Raw genomic sequence first — 21,257 nt, 5'->3', positions numbered from 1 at the left:
ATAGCCCAAAATAATCATTGCGTGCCCCCGGTGACCTTCACATCAAAGATCGGCACTTCGCTGAGCAGTAGTTTGCCGCTGGCGCGATTGAGCACGTAAACGGCGCGCCCGGCGTAATCTTTGCCCTCGATTCTGATTTTCAACAGCACGTCCACCGCCAGGCGATTGGCGTCCCACTCTTCGCTGCGCAGCGCTTCGGTCGTCCAGACGGTCGGTTTGCGCAACACCAGCCGTTGCGAGAAGCCTTTCAAATTGCCGAGGTCGAGCAGGGCGCCGACTTGGTCGGATGTGCCGCTGACCACCACAGAATCGAGATTTTTCAGAAAGGCGCGCACTTCTTCGGGCAGCTTCACCGCATTGCCGCCGCGTTCGGCTTTGAGCGCGCCTTCGCGGGCGCTGAGCGTGGTGCCCGGATCGAGTTCGGCGGCGGCGGCGGCGCGATACTGCGCTGCGGCCTCAGTAAAGTTGCTCTGTTGCAGCGCCAAGTCGCCCAGCCCAAAGTGCGCGTAGGTGTAAGCCTGAATCGGCAAGGTGTCGCTTTTGAGGATGGCTTCAAACACCTGCTTCGCTTCGGCCCCTTTGTTTTGGGCCAGCAGCACGCGGCCCAGGAAGGCTTGCAGCGTCGGTTGATTCGGCTCGTTGACGAGCGCCTCGCGCGCTTTGGCTTCAGCCGTGGCGAAATCGTTTTTGCCGAATGCCGTGTTGGCTAAGCCGAAAGCCTCCGCCGCATTGGCACGGCGCGGAAACACGTCGTTGGTGTAATCCTTTTGCACGTAAAGTTTGTTCGGGTCGGCTTCGATAGTTTTGATCACCGTGCCGGTGGGGAAGGTGACGGTACTGTATTCGCCTGCTTTGAGCGCCACCTGCTGGCGCAACGTTTCATTTTTGTCGGTGGTCGCGACGATTTCGATGGTGAAATCACCGTTGCCAAAATTGGCGATGGTGGATTCGACGCCCGCAGCGGTCGGTTGCGGCTGGCCGACGACGAAATCAGGCAGCACGGCATTCTCAATCCAGTTCGTGAAGAAATCGCTGACCACCTGTTTGTTGGCGCCCGCGTTGAGCAGCAGCATGCGCACATCGGCACAGCGCGACAGATTGCAGAGCGGATGCGGTGGCCGCCGCGTGGTTTGCGTATCGAAGAAACCCGCCAGCGAGAGAATGTCTACGCGCTGGCGATTGAGCGCGGCGCGCAGCAGGTTCTCGAACGACGAACGGCCCAGCAACAGTTCCAGCGTGCGCCAGACCAGCGCGCCTTTGTTATAAACGACGGTGGTGTAGCTGCGATCCAACACGCTCTGTGTCAGCAAAGGCGCGTCCGAACGGGCGACGGTGATATAGGCGCGGCGATAACGATCATAGGCGCTTTCGCGTTGGGCCGCGCCAAAGCGTTCGCCCAGATATTGCGCCGTCAGATAAATCGGCAAGGCATCGCGCAGCAGCCCTGCGCCGCGTCCCCGCAAGAGCACCTGGCCGTCAATCCACGAACGCGCGGCGGCTTGCGCGAGAAACTCAATCGTGCCCAGGTCGAGCGCATCGCGGCGAAAGACGCTGTCATCCAGCAGCACCGCGCCCACGGTTGAGAAAGCGCTGTCGCGGGCTTGCGAAAGCTCTTCGGTCGAAGTCGAGCCGAGTTGGCGCGCTTCGGTCGAAATGATGCGGAAGGGGCCGTTGGCCGGGACGCCAAAGAACCTGGCGTAAAACGCCAGCATCTTTTCGGCCTCGGCGGCCAGCCGTTGCGCTTGGGCTTTGCCGGCGGCGTTCAAACCGCGCGGCGCATAAACTTCAACGGGTAAGCTGTCGCCGCCGCGCGCCGTCATTTCGTAATCGCCCGCGACAAAAAAGGGCTGCGCCGCCAGCGGCTGTTCAAACACTGTGTCGCTTTTGCGAATACCATTCGAGACGACTTTGAGATTGCCGGGCACCGTGACGGTCAACGTCAGTGGCCCCGTGTCGGCGCTGTGTTCAGCATAAGGCGTATGCACAACCGGTACCCAGAAACCGGGCGGCAGCGCAAACGATTCGTTGGCCGAAACGTGCAGCGAAGAATTGCGTTCCGGCGAGGGCAAGGTGTAAACGAATTCAACATCGAATTCGCGCGCCGCAGCCAGCGTCGCGGTCATCTCGGTCGAAACACGCAGCAAACGGTTGCGCGTGTCTTCGGTCGTCTTGGGCGTGACAGCAGCGCCATTGACCGTCAGCGTGCCGAGCTTGGCTTTTTCGTTTAGGTAAAACGACATGCGCGGCTTGTTGTCGGTCGAGAGCAGAATCTTGTCAGCCAAATCGGGTGGCGAGAGATTGACCAGCCGCAACTTGGCGGTCATTTCCAAGCTGCGCGTTTCGACGTTGACCTTGGCGTTGACGTCGTACTTTTTGATCTCGAATTCCTGCGCGACCGTCACGGTGCAGCAAAACGCGAGCATTATCAGTGCGAAAGAGAGTCTTTTCATCTTGGGCAATCTATCCTTTGGTTCTGCCATTGTTGGGCTATCGTCCTGGCCATCATTCATTGCGGCTTACAAAAACTATGAACGAGCCAGCGCGTGAAGCTTGAGCAATTTTTCCAGCAACGGCTGCAGTTTGTCGAGCGGGAATTGCGTCGCCGCATCGCTCAACGCCCGTTCGGGCTGATCGTGAACTTCCATAAACAAGCCGTCAACCCCACACGCCACCGCCGCGCGCGCCAAGTGGGGAATGTATTCGCGCAACCCACCTGTCGCCGCGCCCGCGCCGCCGGGCAATTGCAAACTATGCGTCGCATCGTAAACCACCGGATAGCCAAAGCCGCGCATTACCGGCAAGCCGCGCATATCCACGACCAGGTTGTTGTAGCCGAAACTTGATCCGCGTTCGGTCAGCATGATCTCGCGGCAGTTGTGAGCTTCCAGCTTCTCGACGATGTTTTTCATTTCCCAAGGTGAGAGGAACTGCCCCTTCTTGACGTTGACGATGCGTCCGCTGTTGGCGGCGGCGCTCAGCAGATCAGTTTGGCGGCACAGGAAGGCGGGGATTTGCAGGATGTCTGCGACCTCAGCAACGGCGGGCACTTGGGCGGATTCGTGCACATCGGTCAGCACGGGGACGCCGATCTCGCGCTTGATCTTTTGCAGGATGCGCAAGCCTTCGTCCAGCCCCAGGCCGCGAAAGGCCGCGCCGGATGTGCGGTTGGCTTTGTCATAAGAGGCTTTGAAGACGTAGGGGATGTTCAGCCGTTGCGCGATGTCATTGATGGCTGCGGCCATTTTCAGCGCGTGTGATTCAGATTCGATGACGCAAGGGCCGGCGAGCAGAAAGAGTTGTTCAGGCGTTTGTTTGAGCCGTTGATAAACGTTATCCATAAAACTGCGTTACTTGCCGTTACTTGATTGCGATTTGCACAGTATTGGCGACGCGCCCTTCGACAGTCAAAACGACGTCCACGACGCCGCGTCCGGCTAGGTTTAGCGGCAAGGCTAGGTTGAGTTGATCCAGGCCAGCCAGCGAACCTTGTGCGCCAACAAAGGTGGCTTGAGCTGCGGTACCGCCGATTTTCAAGCTGAAGTCAGGCGGTGTGGCGCCAGTGTCGCGCGCGTAACGGAAACCAGTGCCGAACAGCACGAGTTCAGGCGCGAAGGGTTGCGAGATGTCTATTGGGATCGGTACGAAACGGTTTAGTTGCGGATCGAAGCGCGCGACCGGGTCATATTGCAATTGCCCGGTGACGGTCAGCCGCGCTAGCAACGCTGCCGCGACGCCGCCTCCACTGGCATTGGCCGCAAAGAAGCCAGGCGCGTTGCGGCGAATCAGCGCCGTACCGGCGGCAACGATGCGTTGATTCTGCGTGACGGTGAAACTGGCCGTGCCAACGCTCGTGCCAGCGGGTAACAGGAAGTTGAGTTGCGTCGGCGCTACGAAAAAGAGCGGGGCCGGGCGTTCGACACCTTCATTGTCCTGCACCGTGAGTGTCACGCCAGCCAGGCTCATCGGCAGTGGCGTGGTAGTGGCAGTTTGCAGCGCCGTTGCCAGGCCTGTGCCAAAGGCGGCGATGATCGAATCCTGCCCTAGCATGGTTTGATAACTGGCGGCGGAGATTGCCGTCAGCACACCCGCGCCAGCCGTGAAATTCACGTTGCGGTCACTGCGCGGTTGGTTCAGCGCGCGGCTGACAGGAGCAAAGCGCAGTCCGGCTTTCTGCGGCGTCAGCGTGTAATCGGCAGCTTCGACCAGATTGGCGAACGCATAATTGCCTTGTGTGTCTGTGGTGGTCGTCAATGGCTGGCTGCCGCCGCTCAACGTGACTAGCACACCCGCACTGGGCGCTCCGCTCGCCTCGGCGATTTTGCCGCGAATGGTGAAGGGCTGATGGCGGGTGCCGGTGAAATTGGCTGTGAAGTTGCGATTGAGCGGCTGGATGCTGGCAATACGCGGTTGAAAGTTGGCGATGAAGGTGGCCGTGGGCGTGACGATATAGCCTTCGCCGCCGGGCAAGCCCGCGAACGTATAGCGGCCTTCGGCGTTGGTGGTCGTGGTGGCGAAGGTCGTAAACAACGGGCTGGCCGTCAAGGTGACTGCGACACCAGCCAACGGCGTGGCAGCGGTGTCGGTAATCAATCCGCTGATGCTGTAGGTGTCCCGCGCCGCGCGGAAGTCGGCCACCGCGTGCTGGCGCAAATTCTCGAAGCTGCGTGCGATGGGATTAAAGGCGTAGGTGATGCCGCGACTGGCGGGCGTCACTGTGTAATGGCCGCCCGCGGGCAGATTGCCGAGCGTGAACGAACCATCGCTTTCGGTGGTGACCGTGCCGTCGCGTGTGCCAGTCAGGCGCACCAACGCATTGACTGGTTCGGCGTTGGCTGTGTTGGTCGTGAGGCGTCCACTGATGGTGTAAGTCTGCGGCAGCGGGCCAGGCGTGAGGGGAGTATTGGCAGGCAACGGCTGCCAATCGCAGGAACTGGCGGCACGAAAGAGTGTGAGATTAACCAAGCCCGTGCCGTCCAAGTTCATGCGGTAAAGCTGTGGTGTGCTCGTTCCACCTGGCAATTCGGCGGCGACGAAAGCGATCTGCGTGCCGTCGGGCGACCAGACCGGCGTGGCGAAATACGTCCCGCCATTGACCATGCGCTGTGGATCGCTGCCATCGGCGTTGATGCGGTAGAGGGTGTAGAAACTAGAACCGGGCGGTAGGCCGACAAAGAGCAATTGCCGGCCGTCGGGCGACCAGCGTGGCGCGCTTTCTTCACCGGGCCAGTTGGTAAGTTGCTGCCGTCCGCTGCCGTCAATGTTGATGGTGTAAAGATCGCCCGCTTGTACAAAGGCGAAACTCGAGCCATCCGGAGACCAAGTTAAATGCGCGAGCGCGCCGATGCCGGGCAGCAACAGCGTTTCGTTGGCGCCTTCCTGGTTGACCACGAAAAGGTCGCTATTGCGAGGAAAGGCGAGCCACTGACCGCCGGGCGACCAGGTTGGCGATTGGCTGGAACTGCTCGCGGCCAGAAGCCGGCGCGCGCCAGTGCCGTCGGCATTCGCTATCGCCCAACCGCCGCCGTACTGGAAAAGCAGTTGCGTGCCGTCGGGCGACCATAGGGGTGCGGAGCCGAATTGAATAGGAGTGTATTCACCACCGCCTGGAGGTGTGGTGAGGATTTGAGAGTTTTCGGTGTAGGCAAACTTACCGTTGTTTTTGAGGGACAGTAGCGTGGCCGCCACCGTGCTGCCGGCGCTGGCCGTGTTGTTGCCCGGCGCGGCGTCAATCAGCGTAGCCGCAACGTTGGCTGGGTTGTTGATAACCGTGCCTGACGGCACATTGCTGTTGACGGTCGCAGTGATGAAGGCGGTTCTGCTCTCACCGACAGGCAGCGTGGGGAATGTAATCATGCGCGTGTTGCCCGTGCCACCGCAGACACCGCCATCCAGTGAGCGGCAAGAAGCGAAGGTCAGTTGCAGCGGCAGTGTGTCGGTGATGACGACATTGCTGGCCGTGCTGCCGCTGTTGTTGGTGACGCGCAGCACATAAGTGAGGCGGCTGCCCGGTGCGGCCAGGTTGTAAAGCAAACTGTTTTGCAAACTCAGTTCGACAAAATCCACTTCGGAACTGGCGGACGCATTGTTGTTGAGCAAATTCGCTTCGGGTTCATTGGCGCGCACGCTGGCGCTGGCCGTGACGGTGCGGACGGCGGGCGGTTTGACGATGATAGTGATGGCCGCCTGTGCTTCCGGGTTCAATTCACCGAGAGTGCAATTCAACATATCGTTCGCGGTGTTGCTACACATGCCCTGACTTGCGGCCGCCGAAACCGGTTGCGCCCCAGCGGGAGGCGTGAAGGTGGCGCTGACGCCTGTCCCTTTGTTGTCGCCATTGTTGGTGACGGTCAGCGTATAGCTCAGGTTATTGCCGAAGGTGACGGGGTTGGATGCGGCAGTCAGGGTGATTGCCAGTTCAGGTGCGAGCGCGAGTTTGGCGACAAAGGCATCCGTGGATTGCGCTTGAAAGATGGGATTGACGTAGGGAAAGACGGTCGCGCGGCCCGTAACGTAAGCTTGCCCAAGCGCATCCACGGCAATGGCTGCACCAGTGTCGGTAAAGACGCCGCCAAGATAGGTCGAATAGAGGAACGCCGTGCCCGTGCGATTCAAGCGCGTCACAAAGGCATCCGTCCGCACCGTATTGTTGCCGAGATTCAACCGCTCCGAGATTGCTCCGCGCACCGGGAAGTCGGCGGAATCCGTGGTGCCGATGACGAAAGCCTGACCTTGTGCGTCTACGGCAATGTCAGCGGCTGTGTCGGTGCGGCTGCCGCCCAGATAAACCGCGTAGTCCAGCGCGGAGCCATCAGCCTTGAGCTTGGCGGCAAATGCATCAGTGGTCAGCGGCGCATTCGCCGGACGCAGCGTGCGCGAGGCAGGGAAGTCGGTCGAATTCGTTGTGCCCGTCAGATAAACATTGCCGTCCGCATCCAGCGCCAGCGCCGCGCCGTCATCATTGCCCTGGCCGCCGAGGAAGGTTGAAAAGGCTAGATTGCCTGTCGCGTCGAGCTTGCTGATGAAAACATCGTCGCCTGCGGCTTTTTGCGGATGCAGCGCATTCAGGGTGGGGAAGTTGCTTGAGTTGGTGGTGCCCACGAGCCAGGCGTTGCCGCTGGCATCCGTCTGCACATCGTTTGCGGTGTCAGATTCGGCTCCGGCCAACACCTTGAAATAATCCAGCCCTGTGCCGTCGAGTTTGAGTTTGGCGACAAAAGCATCCGTGCCTGCGTCGGCACCGGCGTAAACACGCGCCGGTTGTTGCGCGACGGCCAGCGTGCGAATGGTTTGCGTGGTCAGGCCGTTGGCGCTCAAGCTCCAATTCGCGCCGCCATCGCTGCTCTTGAAGATGCCGAAGCCGTCCGTGCCCGCATACAACGTGTTCGGATTATTCGGATCAATTGCCAGCGCGCGCAGGGACGGGCTGCTGAGCTGATTGCCGTTCAAACGTTCCAGCCCTGTATCGCTGCGCGCCCAGGTCAGGCCGCCGTCGGTGGATTTGAGCAGTTGGGGCGGCGCATTCGAGGCGGTGAGCAGGTCGGCATAAATGGTGAGCGGCGCTTGGGGGTGAATGGCGAGGACGCGATTGCCGCCGGTCAAAAGCTGTCGCCAGCTCGCGCCGCCGTCGGTCGTTTTGAAAACGCCATAGCTTGAGCCAGCGTAAACGGTTTGCGCATCGGTGGGATCAAGCGCCAGCGCCACCACATTGAGCGGACGATTGGCGACCAGCATGCCGTTGTTGGCGGGCGTCCAGAACTCGCCGCCATCCACGCTTCTAAAGACGCCCTGACTCGTGCCCAGGTAGAGCGTTTGCGCATCGGAGCGCGCCACCGCCAGCGTGTAATAGGCTCCCACAAAGCTGTTATTCGGCCCTACCAAGCCGATGGTTTTCAACGCGAAGTGTTCGCCGCCGTCGAGGCTCTTGTAAACACCCAAGCCCCCGCTCGCATAGACAGTTTCCGCATTGAACGGGTCAACCGCCAACGCGCGATAGAAGAGAAAGCGCAGATCACGCAACTGTGGCGCTAATTGCCGCCACGTTGCGCCACCATCCAGGCTTTTGAATAGACCCGCAGAGGTGTCGGCGTATATCGTCTGGCCCGTGTCCGGGGCGACGGCCAAGGTGTTGACCGAACCGGGCGTCAACGTGCCGCCGCCCGGCGTCCAATTGCCGCCGCCATTGCCGCTGCTAAAAAACGGCTGGCCGCCGCGCACCGTGACGTCGCTGGCGAGCGGCGCTTCACTCGCATCGGTCGAACCGGCGACGAAAGCGCGGCCTTGCGCATCCGTCGCGATGCCCCAGCCCGTGCTGTTGTTGTTGCCGCCCAGATAGGTTGAATAAAGCAGCGCGTTGCCGCTGGCGTTGAGCTTGGTGACGAAGGCGCTGTAATCGCCAGACAGCGTGGTTTTCAGTGCGCCCGGCGTGCGCGGGTAATCGGGCGAAAAAGTCCGGCCCGTCAGATAGACGTTGTTCTGTGCGTCGAGCGCCAAGCCATTCGCATGTTCGACATCGCTGCCGCCGATGATGGCTGCAAAGACTAAGGCGTTGCCGGCCGGATTGAGCTTGGCGACAAACACATCTCCAAGTGCGCCGCGCGCGCTGGGCAAACTGTTGGGGTAAGGGAATTCGGTGGAACTGGTCGCGCCCGCGACATAAGCGCTGCCCTGCGCATCCAGCGCCAGCGCATAACCTGCCGCGCCGAAATTCCCGCCCAGCGGCGTGGCGTAAATCAGCACCGGATCAATCACCAGCGGTAAGCGCCGGTCATACTTGCCGAACGCAAAACCGACTTGGCGTTTGCCGAACAGTTGATAACGCGCACGCACGCGGCGTTGGCCCTTAGCTGTTGGCTGATAGACCGCAGGCGCGCGCATTTGCACCGTGCCTGCGCGCGTGCGCAGCGACAGATTGCCTTGCCGGTCAATCCGTAACCGGCGAATTCCATCAAATGCCAGCCGAATTTGGCGTGGGTTTGCGCCAGACGCGACAACGAAGTCGTATTCGAGTTGCTGTTGTTGACCGTAATAAACAAGGTCAATGCCGGGATAGACTGCTTCATATTTGACGCGGCTGAAATGACGCAACCCCGTGCGCCATTGGCTGGGATCGTGGCCGTTGAAATAACTCGTCTGCCCGCCGGTGGCATTCAATCCGCTGATGCGGGCTGAGGGATTCGCGTGGCGCAACCGCCAGCGCAAAGTCGCAGGCACATTGGCGGCCTTGTTTTGCTGCCCGTTCACCACACGCAATACGGCCTCATCCGCCGCCAGGAAGAACATTGCGCCCGGCCCGCGCGCCAGAAAGCGCACACGCGGATCGGTCTGGCCGCGATTCTCTTCAAAGCTGAGCGGCCATTGATAGAGCTTGGAAGCCGGCGGATGTTGTCTGTCGAGGGTGTTCGCTGTGATTGGCGGAGGCGCAGCGAAGACAGCTTTTCTGAGCCGCAAGGCGCTCGGCTGACTAATGACGGCGCATACGACAAAGAGTGAAAACCAGGCAAAAGGACGTGAGAAAGCACGTTGAAATGGCATGGGCACCTCGCAGGGCCAAGGGCGTTAATCGCTGGCGCTTGTCAGCAATGCTTCGCCTTCTTTTTTGACCTCACCCGCTTCATCCTGCAACCGGTGTTCGTGCGCGGCCTTGATAAAGCTGACGAAGAGCGGATGCGGCGCGAGCGGTTTCGATTTCAATTCGGGATGAAATTGGCAGCCCAGAAACCAGGGGTGATCGGGCAGTTCGACAATCTCTACGAATTTGCCGTCAGGGGATTTGCCGCTGAAGACGAGGCCGTTCTCGGCTAGCGGGTCAATGTAGGCCGGATTGAATTCGTAACGATGGCGATGGCGTTCGCTGATTTCATCTGTGCCATAAATGCGTTGCGCGAGCGAGTCCTCGCGCAAGTTGCAGGGATACGCGCCCAGCCGCATTGTGCCGCCGAGTTGGTCTACGCCCAGCAGGTCGCGCAGTTTGAAGATCACCGGATCGGGCGTGTCTTCGGCAAACTCGGTCGAATCGGCCTGTTCCAAGCCACAGACATTGCGCGCGAATTCGAGCGAGGCGCATTGCATGCCGAGGCAGATGCCGAAAAAGGGTTTGTGATACTTTCGTGCAAAGCTGATCGCGCGGATCATGCCGCTGACGCCGCGTTTGCCGAAGCCGCCAGGCACCAGGATGGCGTCAAGTTCGCGCAAACGGTCTTCCCAGCGTTCGTCGGTCATCAACTCATCACTTTCGATCCAGTTGAATTTGACCTTGACGTGATTGGCGAAGCCGCCGTGATGCAGTGCTTCATTCAGGCTCTTGTAGGAATCTTCGTAACCGACGTATTTGCCAATGATGCCGATGGTGACCGATTCGCGCAGGCTGCGAATGCGGCTGACCAGCGCCGCCCATTGACGCAAATCGGTATCACCAAGTGGCAAGCGCAACAAGTCTACGATCAATTGATCGAGACCTTCGCGGTTGAACATCAATGGGATTTCGTAAACGGTTTTGACATCGGGCGCGGTGATGACGGCGTCTGTCGAGACGTTGCAGAAGAGCGCGATCTTGGCCTTCATCTCACTGGGCAATTCGCGGTCGCAACGGCAAAGCAGAATGTCGGGCTGAATCCCGATGGTCAGCAGTTCTTTGACCGAATGCTGCGTCGGTTTGGTTTTCAGTTCAGCAGAAGCGGCGAGGTAGGGAACCAGCGTCAGGTGCACGAAGATCGCGTTGTGGCGTCCGACTTCGTTGCCCATCTGGCGGATGGCTTCGAGGAAGGGCAGCGATTCGATGTCGCCGACGGTGCCGCCGATTTCGACGATGACGATGTCGTGGCTTTGGGCAACGGTTTTGATCGCGTCTTTGATTTCGTTGGTGATGTGCGGGATGACTTGGATCGTCTTGCCCAGATAATCGCCGCGCCGTTCTTTCTCGATGACGGAAAGATAAATACGCCCCGAAGTCCAGTTATTGGCTTTGGTCAACCGCGCGTGCGAGTAGCGTTCGTAATGGCCCAAGTCCAGATCGGTTTCCGCGCCGTCATCGGTGACGAAAACTTCGCCGTGTTGGAACGGCGACATCGTGCCGGGGTCAACGTTGATGTAGGGATCGAACTTCATCAACGTGACTTTCAGACCGCGCGCTTCCAGCAACGCAGCAATCGAAGCGGCGGCGATGCCTTTGCCCAAGCCGCTGACCACTCCACCAGTTACAAAGATGTATTTCGGCATGCGTTCTCTCACCAAAGAAGGTCGCAACCGCATTGTGCGCCTGCGGGGTAATTCAACTGCTTTCGGATTGTGACTTGGAAGTTGTTTGTCTTGAGGTAAGCCGAAGAGTAAACATTTCTCGCTAGAGCGTCAACTGTGGGCAAGATTTTGGGGTTGCCATCGGCCATGTCTTCTGTGATGCCAAAAAACGTCTCGTGATGAAACCTGGAAAGTTGGGTCATCGGCATTTGGAAGGAGAAGACTTTACGACTTGCGTGAATGAGATGTTACCGCTCCTCGTAGTTCGACCACAAAATGACTGGCCAAATAATGGTATGTCTTTTGTTGTTCTATGGCCAGAAAACGCTACCTCTGTTATAAATGTAGCGAAGATGAAATGTGATTGCCGGAAAGAGATAGGTTTTTAGAAATGTCCTTGGTTATTCTTGGCACATTGCAGCTATTGCTCAAGTTTTTTCTAGCAAATAATCACAGTCTTATGCTATACAGTCGGTGAAGTTCTTCGATGATCCATTAGTCCCTCACAAGGTCAAGAGCGTCCCCTGCGTCTGGATTATCGGCAATCTATTCAGGAAATTTTTGAAGACATAAAGCGAATAGCCTTCGCGGCGCGAGTGTGCGTGCGGCACAGCGGTGGTTCTGTGGGTGTGGTCTGGCAAGGTGTTAGGACCACCGCCATTTATTGACAGAAGCCGATGCTAGTTAGGACGGGTGTAGGTGCTGGACGGGGCAATCGGCTCTTTGGGTGTGGTCTGGGTCACTTTTCAGACTGGCTCCAGGTGTTGGTGAATGGAAAGCAGTTGCTGGCCGTTAGCAAAGCAGTTCCTGCTAACGGCCTTTCTGTTTCTGGTGCATTGACGCAAGGCCGCATTGGCGTCGTGATGGGTTAGGTCTCAGGCGTTAGGAGTACGCGGAGAGGAGCGTGGTGCATGAAGTTGGGACGTTCAGGAGATAAACGCGCGATTCGGCAGCGATCAAACGGCCTTCTTTTTTTCATCTTGTTGGTGGGGGCACTAGGCTGGCTGTTCAAATCGGAAAGCAGTGTGCGTTGGTTTGAACAAACCACGCGGCGGGGTGTGGCGTATGCCGAAACGCTGGCCACGCACACGCAAACCTTCCGGCTCATTCCGGATAACACGGCGGCCTTGGCGGCCAAACACTTTCAACAGGCGCAGGCCGCGCTGGCGACAGCCGCTTTAGCTCCGGCGCAGGCCGAATTGGAAAAGGCGCTTTCCTTTGCCGAATTGGCCTTGACCCGCACGACCACTTTAGCGCAAGCGGACGAGGATTTGCAGTTGGTACGCCAGTACTACCAAGTGTATTTGGGCGTATTGTTACAACGCCATCAGTTGCAACCCGAAGAAGGCTTTGCGACGCGGGCTTGGGAAGCTCATGACAGATTGCGCTGGCTGCTTTCCCAGCAAGCGAAAAACTCTTCGCGAGCCGTGTCCAGAATGCTCACGGTGGCCGAGGTGCAACAGCAACTGCTGGATGAGCAAAGCCTGTTGCTCGAATACGCTTTGGGGGAAGAGCAAAGTTATCTCTGGGCTATTACGAAAATTGGGTTTGCCTGCTTCACCTTGCCGGGCCGGGCAGTGTTGGAACCCAAAGCCGCCCGCTTGCACGAATTGTTGAGCACACAACCGGATCAAGCGATAGATGACCCCAATGCGGAGTTCGATACGTTGGCGCGCGAACTCAGCGGTTGGTTGTTAAAACCGGTGGCCGCACAAATGAGGCTGCGCCAACTGCTGATCGTCACGGATGGAATTTTGCAGCAGGTGCCGTTTAGCGCTTTGCCTGTGCCTGAAAGTACGGTTGCCAAGAACCGGCCCGCACGTTTGACCGAGACCTCATTATTGGCGCAACACGAAGTCGTTAATTTACCGGCAGCCGCAACAGGCGTGTGGTTGCGCCAGCGTCATCCGCAACCCGCTTCGCCGCCGCAGACAGCCGAGCCGTTCGCTGGTTCCGTGGCCGTTATTGCTGATCCGGTTTTCGGTAAGTATGACGAACGCGTCCGCGTGCAGCGCGCGCCCGCAGTTGAAACACCCACGCCCGCCACGTTTCAACTGGGTGGTTTGGATGGCATGCTGACGCGCTTGCGGTATCTGGATTTGCGACAGGTTTTTGCCTCGGAAAGCGAGGTACAGCAGATGTTGCTGGCTCGGTTGCCAGCCGCCCGCACTGAAGCCGAGGCGATTCTCAAACTGGCTCCGCACAGCGAGAAATGGCTCGATTTTGAGGCCAGTCGCAGTCTGGCGCTGAGTGGCAAACTCGCCGCCTATCCGGTGCTTCATTTTGCCACGCACGGCGTGCTTGATCCCGCCGACCCGGCGGCTTCCGGTTTATTGCTTTCCCAAGTGAACGAGCGCGGCGAGGCGGTGAATGGCCTGCTATTAAGCCGGGAAATCAGTCAACTGAACCTGTCGGCAGAGTTGGTGGTTTTGAGCGCTTGTGAATCGGGCCTGGACGAGTTGGCGTCTGATCGCCCATCGCACAGCGTGGCGCAAAGCTTCATGCAAGCGGGCGCTCATCGCGTGGTGGCGAGTCTGTGGAAGGTCAATGATGCCGCGACGGCGGAATTGATGCAGCGGTTTTATGCGAAATTGTTTGGCGCTGCGGCCCTGCGTCCGGCGCAGGCCTTGCGCGCGGCGCAACTGGAACTGGCGCGTGCTGGCCGCTGGCGCAGGCCCTTTTACTGGGCAGGATTCGTTTTAGCAGGCGAAGGCTGAAGGGCAATTGACAGTGTTGTCCGGGCAGGGAGTGCCGTTTCAATGACTTGGCCCTCCTCGCCTAAACTAGCAGTGTAATGTTTCCGGCGTTCGTACACTTCAGGGCGTAACAGAAAGCCTCGAACAATTTGGGGGGATTGGTGAAAGCGCTGCTGGCAGAAAACTGGCTCTCGGAGTTGCCGGTTCAAGCTCTAAGCGTTGCGACCAAACCCGGTGTTTTGGTGTATTGAAACGCAGTTTCTCCACAGGTGCTGGTCAGGCGTTTTGGTGTGGTGTTGAGAAGCTGCTGGGAATGTAGGTGGCCGTTGCGGCCAGTCCCCTTGTTTTGCTTTCTCCTTGCCTGAATGATTGCCTGAATGACCGAAAGATAAATTAGCTAGAGGTGGTAGCCGCTGAGCTGGGCGTTGGTGCTGGTGGTTCGTCGGAAAATCAGCGTCATTTGTTTCGACAGGTGCGCTGGTTTGGGCGGGCATGAAAATGGTGTTGGATAACAAGATTCCGCGGCTATCACCCCTGGCTAATTGCTTTCCCCCCCCGTTGAACCCCGCAGGGTTTTGACAACGCGTGAATGCATCGCTTGAACAGGTCGGCCAATTAAGCAGTACCGGGCCACCTGGTTCGCGGTGCTGGCGAGCCTTTGATGTTTAGGGGCAAGCGCGCGCGTTGACAGCGTCCTGCGGGGTTTCTGCTTCTTTCTTCCTTTCTTTCCCCACTTACAATCCGCGACGTCCAATAGACCTTGTTTGCCCGGGCGTGCATAATGCCTTTCCAGTCCATCTTTGATTTGACTCGCGAGGTACAAATGAAATTGAGCAGCAACTTATGGTTGTTGGTATTGGCTGCCCTTTGCGCCGTTCTGGGCGCTTGCCAAAAAGAGTCCAACCCAGCCAATGAGCCTGGTTCGCCGAAAGCTGAAACGGCGGCGCGGGTCACTCCCGAACCAGCGCTGTTGGCCATGCCTGAACTGGTCAGCGCCGCGCCCACGGAATTCAAAAAAGTCTTGACCGGCAAGCTGGACAATAAGCTTGCCTTGCACGTGGAGCTTGAACGCAAAGGCGCCAAGCTGACCGGCAGCTATTATTATGAAAAAGTTGGCGCGGCCAATGTCGCGGAAAAGCTGCTTTCGCTGGCGGGCAAGATAGACAAAGAGGGCAAGGTCACGCTGGTTGAAACCGCGTTCTCGGGTGATAAAGGAGACGAAAAAAGCGGTGAGTTCAAAGGCGCGCTCGACGGCGTGACGATCAACGGTGAACAGACATTACGCTTCCTGGGCGTCTGGACGGATGTGAAGGGCAAGAAGTCGCTCCCGGTGACGTTGCAAGAATTACGCTATGACTTGGGCGGGCTTAAATTCAGCGAAAAACAAATTCAGGAAACGAACAAGAAGGCGCGGCTGGAAATCACGGCCAGCGTTCCGCAACTGAGCGGAGACGCGGCGGGCGCTGAAGCCTTCAATAAAACCGCGCTGGCGCTCATCACAAAAGCGATTGCCCAATTCAAGAAAGATGCCGCCGAAGCCGTTAAAGCCGAACAGGAGGCCGCGACCTCGGAACAGAAACCCCTTTCTCAGCAAGCCACGGCCGCTGCTGAAAAATCTGGTGCAGGCCAATCCGCTGCTCCTGCGCTGAAAGAAAATAAGCCTGCGGAGTTGCCGCCGCTCACCTTTGATAGCGGTTATGAAGTGGTCTACGCTAATGCCGAGATGGTGAGCGTGTTGTTCAGTTACTCGACCTATTTTGGCGGCGCGCATCCGAATCGTTCCTCGCTGGCGTTCAATTACGATCTGAAACGCGCCGCTGAAGTGAAGCTGCCGGATTTGTTTGCGCCCAAAGCGGGCTATCTGAAAGTCATTGCGGATTACAGCATCAAAGAGTTGAAGAAGTTGCATACTACCGACGGCGTAGCGGAAGGGGCTGCCGCGAAGGCTGAAAATTTCAAACGTTGGAATGTCACGCCTTTAGGCTTGCGGTTCACTTTCGATCCTTATCAAGTCGGCCCTTATGCGACAGGCGAGCACGAAGTCACAGTCCCTTACGCGCTGTTAAAATCGCTCGCCAATCCGGCAGGCTGGTTGGCGAAGTTGGCGAACGTCTGAGGCTGCCAACGAACCATGAAGGCTGAATTCAAACGCGCCGCGCTGGCTGATGTCGAAGTCCTGTTCGGCATGATGCAAGACTTCTATGCGCACGAAGGGCTGGCGCTTGACGAAACTAACGCGCGGCGCGCCTTGTTGGGACTCTTGCAAAATGAGTCTTATGGCTTGGTCTTGCTGATTGTGGTTGGTGCCGACGTGGCTGGCTATACAGTGCTCACGCTGGGCTACAGTTTGGAATTCGGCGGGATGGACGCCTTTGTAGATGAATTGTATTTGCGCGCGCCCCATCGCGGGCATGGGTTGGGGAAAGAGGCGTTGGAATTTTTAGCGCAGATGTGCATCGGGTTGGGTATACGCGCCTTGCATCTGGAAGTCGAGCGCGCCAACACACGTGCCCAGGCGGTGTATCGTCAGTTCGGTTTTGTTGATCACGACCGTTACCTGCTGACGAAGTGGCTGGCGTAGCGGTTCGAATACATCTACGGCATAAGCTCTCCTGCGAGCGCAAGTGAGGACGTTTGTGCCCACACGGTTCTTTGCCGAAGCTCTAAGACACACAAAAGCGGGCGCGTGTGAGAGTTGAAGGTCTCACGCGCGCCCGCTTTCGTTTTAGGTTAATTCGCCGCAGTTAGCGAATGTTGAGTTGCACGGTGTTCGCGGCTTTGCCATCCACGGTGATCACCATATCCACCGGCCCGCGGCCCGCCAGGGAGCGGGGCAACGGCCCAATGTTTAACTGATCGAGACCGAACAACCCGCCTTGCGCCGCCGCAAACGGGACATCCACACCTGCGCCGCCAATCGTGCAGGTGACTGCCGTTGGCGAATTGGCGTGCCCGCGAACGCCGGTGCCGAAAGCGATGATCAGCACAACATCACCTGCCGGGCCTAGATCAAGTGGTCTGGGCACCAGCGTGCCGCCTTGCACTTGCGTGATTTCTTCGAAGGTGACTTGGCCGTTGGCCTTTTGCCGGTACAGAATCGCTGCCGGGACACCCGCGCCATTGGCGTTGGCCGTGAACAGGCCTGGCGAAACAACTTGGATGTCCAGATTGCTGACCGAAAGTTTGCCGTTACCGGCGGTAACGATGGCCACAGCCGGCCCCACCGCAGTGCCTGCCGGTACCAAGTAGTTGATCTGGCCAGCCGAAACGAAGAAGAGTGGCGCCAGGCGTTCTGTTCCCGCCACGTCACGGATTTTTACTGTCGTGCCCGCCAACGTGGTTGGCAACTCCGTGCCAGTCGCGCTCACCGTGCTGGTCGCCATTTCGACGCCGAACATTGCCACGATCATCTCGGCGGTGGCGACATCGCGTTGGAAGCTGGCCGCCGAAAGACTGACCGCCAAGGCACCCACGGTCAATGTTGCCGCAGATGTCACACCTCCACCCGGCGTAGGTGTAAAGACGGTGATCTGCTTGGTTCCCGCCGCCGCAACATCAGCGGCTGGTAGCGCTACCGTCAATTGAGTGTTGTTGACGAAGGTCGTCGGGCGATCCTGGCCGCCTAAACGCACAACGGAATTAAAGGCGAAGCCCGTCCCGTTGACCGTCACCGTGACCGGTTGATTGCCCGTCGGCACGAAGCTAGGCGTGATATTGGTCAGCGTGGGCGCGGGGTTCTGGGCAATGATGGTGAACCGTCCCAGGTTCGACGTGCCGCCGCCCGGTTCCGGATTCACCACCGTAATATCCGCCACGCCCGCCGTTGCCAAATCACTCGCCGGGATTTGCGCGCGCAAGGTGTTTTCGTTGACGAACGTCGTGGTGCGATTGTTATTTTCCCAACGCACGACCGAAGAGTTGATGAAGCCTGAGCCGGTTACCGTGAGCGTGAAGGACGTTCCCACCGCCGCCGTATTCGGCGCCAAGGTGTTGATGGTCGGCATCGGATTGAGTGGCTGCACCGTAAAGTTCAGCCCTGCCGAAGTGCCGCCGCCCGGGGTGGGATTGAAAACCGTCACCGTGAAGCTGCCAGCGGTGGCGACATCCGCCGCCGTAATGGCCGCCGTCAATTGGGTTGGGCTGACATAGGTGGTCGGACGCGCCGACCCGACCCAGCGCACTTGCGAAGACTGCGTAAAGCCCGTGCCTGTCAGCGACAACGTGAAGGCGCCTTGGCCCACGCCGCGCACATTCGGCGTGAGGGTAGTTAAGGTTGGCGCCGGATTGTCGCCGCCGCTGATCGTGATCGTGCCCGTGCGCACACAGCTTACTTCGCCTGTGGCAATGCGGCGCACGCGGTTATTGCCGACGTCATTGAAGAAGATTTCTCCGGCAGCATTGACGGCGATGCCGTCCGTCACATCCACAAAGATGTTGGTGATCGTGCCGATGCTGATGGGCGTCGGCATGATATTCAGCTTGGCGCTGGACGCTGAACCGTTATCGCCGTCAAAGCCCTGGGTCGTGCCGGCGAGTGTCGAAACCTGCCCGCCGGAGGTGATGCGGAAAACCTTGTGGTCAGCGCTGGTGACATAGGCATTGCCGCCCGCGTCCACCGCCACGTCCAGCGGTTTGGACACCGTCGCCAAAACCGAAAACGTGCCGCCGCCCGCCGCGTTCTCACGCAAAATCTGGCCGTTGTCATTGTTGACGACAAACAGGCGACCGCCGCTATCCAGGGCGAGACCGGTGTATTCAAATGCCGGTAAACTCAAACTCGAAACGATGCCGGTCAAACCCGCGATCTTGCGCACCGCCTTGTTGCCGACATCGGCGACGAAAATATCGCCGTTGGCCGCAACCACTACATCCGCCGGCGCGATGAACTTGGCATTCAACGCAAAGTTGCCGTTGCCGATGCTGCCACCGTCTTCGCTGCCGCCGGCAATGGCGCGAATGAAACCAGGCGGCACGACAATCGGCGCGCCGCCGCCGCTTGCATTGGGAAACAGCGTCACACCAGTGGAAGTCGTGTTGACGAAGCGAATCAGGCCGGCTTTACGTGCGCCTGGGGTACCCGGAGCACCGGCCACGCCGCCATTCCGGGAGTCGGCGATGAAAACACCTTGGGCGTTGACGAACAAGCCTTGAGGCGTTTCAAAACCGGCTTGATTCACGCTGGTGTCATCGGTGGGGCCTGCCCCCACGTCCTTGTTGACCGAAACGATGGCGCCGCCCGCGACCACTTGCGAGGCGGGTGTATTCGCGAACAGCGTGATCGAGGTCGCGCCGCGATTCACGAAACGCAGCCGATTGACGCTGGTATCCGAAATCCACAAATTGTTGTTGGCGTCCACCGCGACCCCGTTGGCCACCGCGAGCGCGCCAGACTTGGCCGGCCCACCGTCATACGGCGGTGTTCCGCCGCTGCCGATGATGGTGTTGACTTGATTCGGGTTGATCGTGGTGCCCAGGATGGTGACCGCCGCACCCGACAGATTGAGATAGCGAATGCGGCCCCGTTGGATGCTGCCCTGGTCGGGAATAAAGATGCCTGTGTTGTCCGCTTCGATATGCGAGAGGGGCGGTGTGCCCGAACTGCCCAGCATAAAGAATCCGACATTGTTCACGCCGGTCGCCGGGCCGCCATCGCCGCAATTGTTTTGCGAACTGGCATAGTCGCACGAGACGCCGTCGCGGCCCGCCACAATCGCCTGGCCATTGGTCAGCCGCACGATCGTTTGCGCATTGCCCAGGGCGGCGTACAAATTGCCGTTTAACCAGGCCAACCCATTCGGATACGTCGGGCCGATGCCTTGGTCAGGCTGAGCGAATTGCGTCACGAGCGTCGCATTGCCGGAACCGTCCACGCGGATGACGCGCAAATGGCCGGAATCGGCGATGTACAAATTGCCACTTGGATCAAGTTCGACGGCGCGCGGATTCAGCAATGCGATGTTGTTGGCCGGGCCGGCGCTGAACGCGTCTTTGACCGAAGTCACCGCGCCGTTGCCGGCAAAGTTCGAAACGCCGCCCGCCGCCGTGATCTTATAAACACGATTAAGGCCTGTGCCTGCTGAGGCGACAAAAGCGTCGCCATTGGCGTTGACGGCGATGCCATTCAGGCCGTCGCCATTGTTGATTGTCGCCAGCGTCGCCACATTGCCGGGGCCAACGGTAATACCGCCGCCGATAGATTGGTTCGTGTTCGAGACATTCAACACGCGCACGCGCGCCGGTTGCAGGGCCGTGAAATAAACTAAATTGCCATTGGGGTGCACAGTCAGGGCGTTGCTGTCGAAGAGGGACACTTGCGGACCTGGCACATTGTCGCCCAAATCATCATTGCCTAAACCTGCCAGCAACCGGTTCGTGCCAGCGGCGATTTCACGTCCACCGATGGTCACCGCCGCATTCGTCGTGTTCACGAAGCGCAGCACATACGAGCCGCCGCCTTGATCCATAATATAAAGGCCGCGATTTTGCGGGTCGCGCGCCAGGGCAAACGGCGTGTTGTAAGGTGATTGCCGCGCTGGAGCCTCTTCGCCCACGCCGCCGGCCACCGTGCTGATGTTAGTGCTGCCCGAGCCTGCGCTCACCGTGAGGCGCCAGTTGAAGGTGCCGGGAGCCGCGTAAGTCTTGCTCGGGTTTTGCTGCGTTGAACGCGCCGTGCCGTCACCGAAGTCCCAATCGTAGGTGGGTTGTGTCGCACAACCAGCCGGGGTTGCGGTGGCGGCAAAAGCGACCGCCTGGCCGGTCGTGGCAGTGGCTGGCACCGTTGCGCCACAGCCGACGGTGCAGCCCTGTTGTTGTTCCAGATTGTCTTGGGTCAGAGTTGGTGTGAAAGCGGAAGCTTGCGCCGCGCGCAGCGTCGTGATCGTCGTGACGGGTGGCGTCACTGCGGTGGTTTTAGGGATTTGGGATTTGAAATTGGTTTGGGAAGCCGTTGCGTTGGAAATGAACTGCCAGTTCGTAATCAACAGACCGCCCAACACCAGGCTCAGCAGTGTGAGTAATGTGTTAGCCCGGCGTTTGTGCAACAGGCTGCGCGTGAAGTTCAAAGATCGAAACATTGGTAAATTACTCCCTTTCATCAGTGCGTGACGTGAACCGGTATGATGTGTAGCCCTGGCGCGCGGGCCGCCAGCGGTTCCGTCACTCTCAGTTATGGTTGCGGGGGAAAAGTGATACCGCCTTCTGCATACGTGAGGCACAGCTATTTAGTGCTGAAGCCGGAATCCGAATCAAAACGGTTTGGGGGCGGGACTGAGTACGTCCCTTTGTACGAGTCCTGGTAGCGCTTATGGCACAAAAATCTTTTTGTAAATC

General features: G+C 58.8%; 8 protein-coding genes. 3 read left to right on the top strand and 5 right to left on the bottom strand.

Annotation, left to right across the window (positions count from 1 at the left end; genetic code table 11):
* Nucleotides 1-14 precede the first annotated feature (14 nt).
* The 4 genes from HY011_16375 to HY011_16360 all read right to left on the bottom strand — a co-directional run bounded on the left by HY011_16375 (nt 15) and on the right by HY011_16360 (nt 11,214).
* Complete coding sequence (locus HY011_16375) at nt 15-2,450, bottom strand: tetratricopeptide repeat protein (GenBank protein ID MBI3424510.1); 2,436 nt, start codon at nt 2,448-2,450, stop codon at nt 15-17.
* A gap of 75 nt (nt 2,451-2,525) precedes the next feature.
* Nucleotides 2,526-3,338 (bottom strand): 3-deoxy-8-phosphooctulonate synthase, encoded by an 813-nt coding sequence (kdsA, locus tag HY011_16370; GenBank protein MBI3424509.1) that lies wholly within the window; start codon nt 3,336-3,338, stop codon nt 2,526-2,528.
* A 19-nt stretch (nt 3,339-3,357) separates the two neighbouring features.
* Entirely contained in the window at nt 3,358-9,531 is a 6,174-nt protein-coding gene (locus HY011_16365) for an SBBP repeat-containing protein (protein MBI3424508.1), read from the bottom strand.
* 24 nt (nt 9,532-9,555) lie between these two features.
* Nucleotides 9,556-11,214 (bottom strand): CTP synthase, encoded by a 1,659-nt coding sequence (locus HY011_16360; protein MBI3424507.1) that lies wholly within the window; start codon nt 11,212-11,214, stop codon nt 9,556-9,558.
* Nucleotides 11,215-12,143: 929 nt separating this feature from the next.
* Here HY011_16360 and HY011_16355 point away from each other — a divergent pair.
* The 3 genes from HY011_16355 (at nt 12,144) to HY011_16345 (ending at nt 16,509) form a co-directional block, all read left to right on the top strand.
* A complete protein-coding gene (locus HY011_16355) occupies nt 12,144-13,949 on the top strand; it encodes a CHAT domain-containing protein (protein ID MBI3424506.1) in 1,806 nt (601 codons plus the stop codon).
* Nucleotides 13,950-14,751: 802 nt separating this feature from the next.
* Nucleotides 14,752-16,044, top strand: a complete 1,293-nt coding sequence (locus tag HY011_16350) for a DUF3298 and DUF4163 domain-containing protein (GenBank protein ID MBI3424505.1) — start codon at nt 14,752-14,754, stop codon at nt 16,042-16,044.
* A gap of 15 nt (nt 16,045-16,059) precedes the next feature.
* Nucleotides 16,060-16,509: a GNAT family N-acetyltransferase gene (locus tag HY011_16345; GenBank protein MBI3424504.1), complete on the top strand. Its 450-nt coding sequence runs from the start codon at nt 16,060-16,062 to the stop codon at nt 16,507-16,509.
* Between the two features lie 163 nt (nt 16,510-16,672).
* On the opposite strand, the gene HY011_16340 is transcribed toward HY011_16345, so the two are convergent.
* Nucleotides 16,673-21,001: an IPT/TIG domain-containing protein gene (locus tag HY011_16340; protein ID MBI3424503.1), complete on the bottom strand. Its 4,329-nt coding sequence runs from the start codon at nt 20,999-21,001 to the stop codon at nt 16,673-16,675.
* Nucleotides 21,002-21,257 lie beyond the last annotated feature (256 nt).

The organism is Acidobacteriota bacterium (assembly GCA_016196035.1).
Taxonomy (GTDB): Bacteria; Acidobacteriota; Blastocatellia; order RBC074; family RBC074; genus JACPYM01.
The sequence above is the reverse complement of the archived record's forward strand: the minus strand, read 5'-3'. Positions and strand labels throughout refer to the sequence as shown.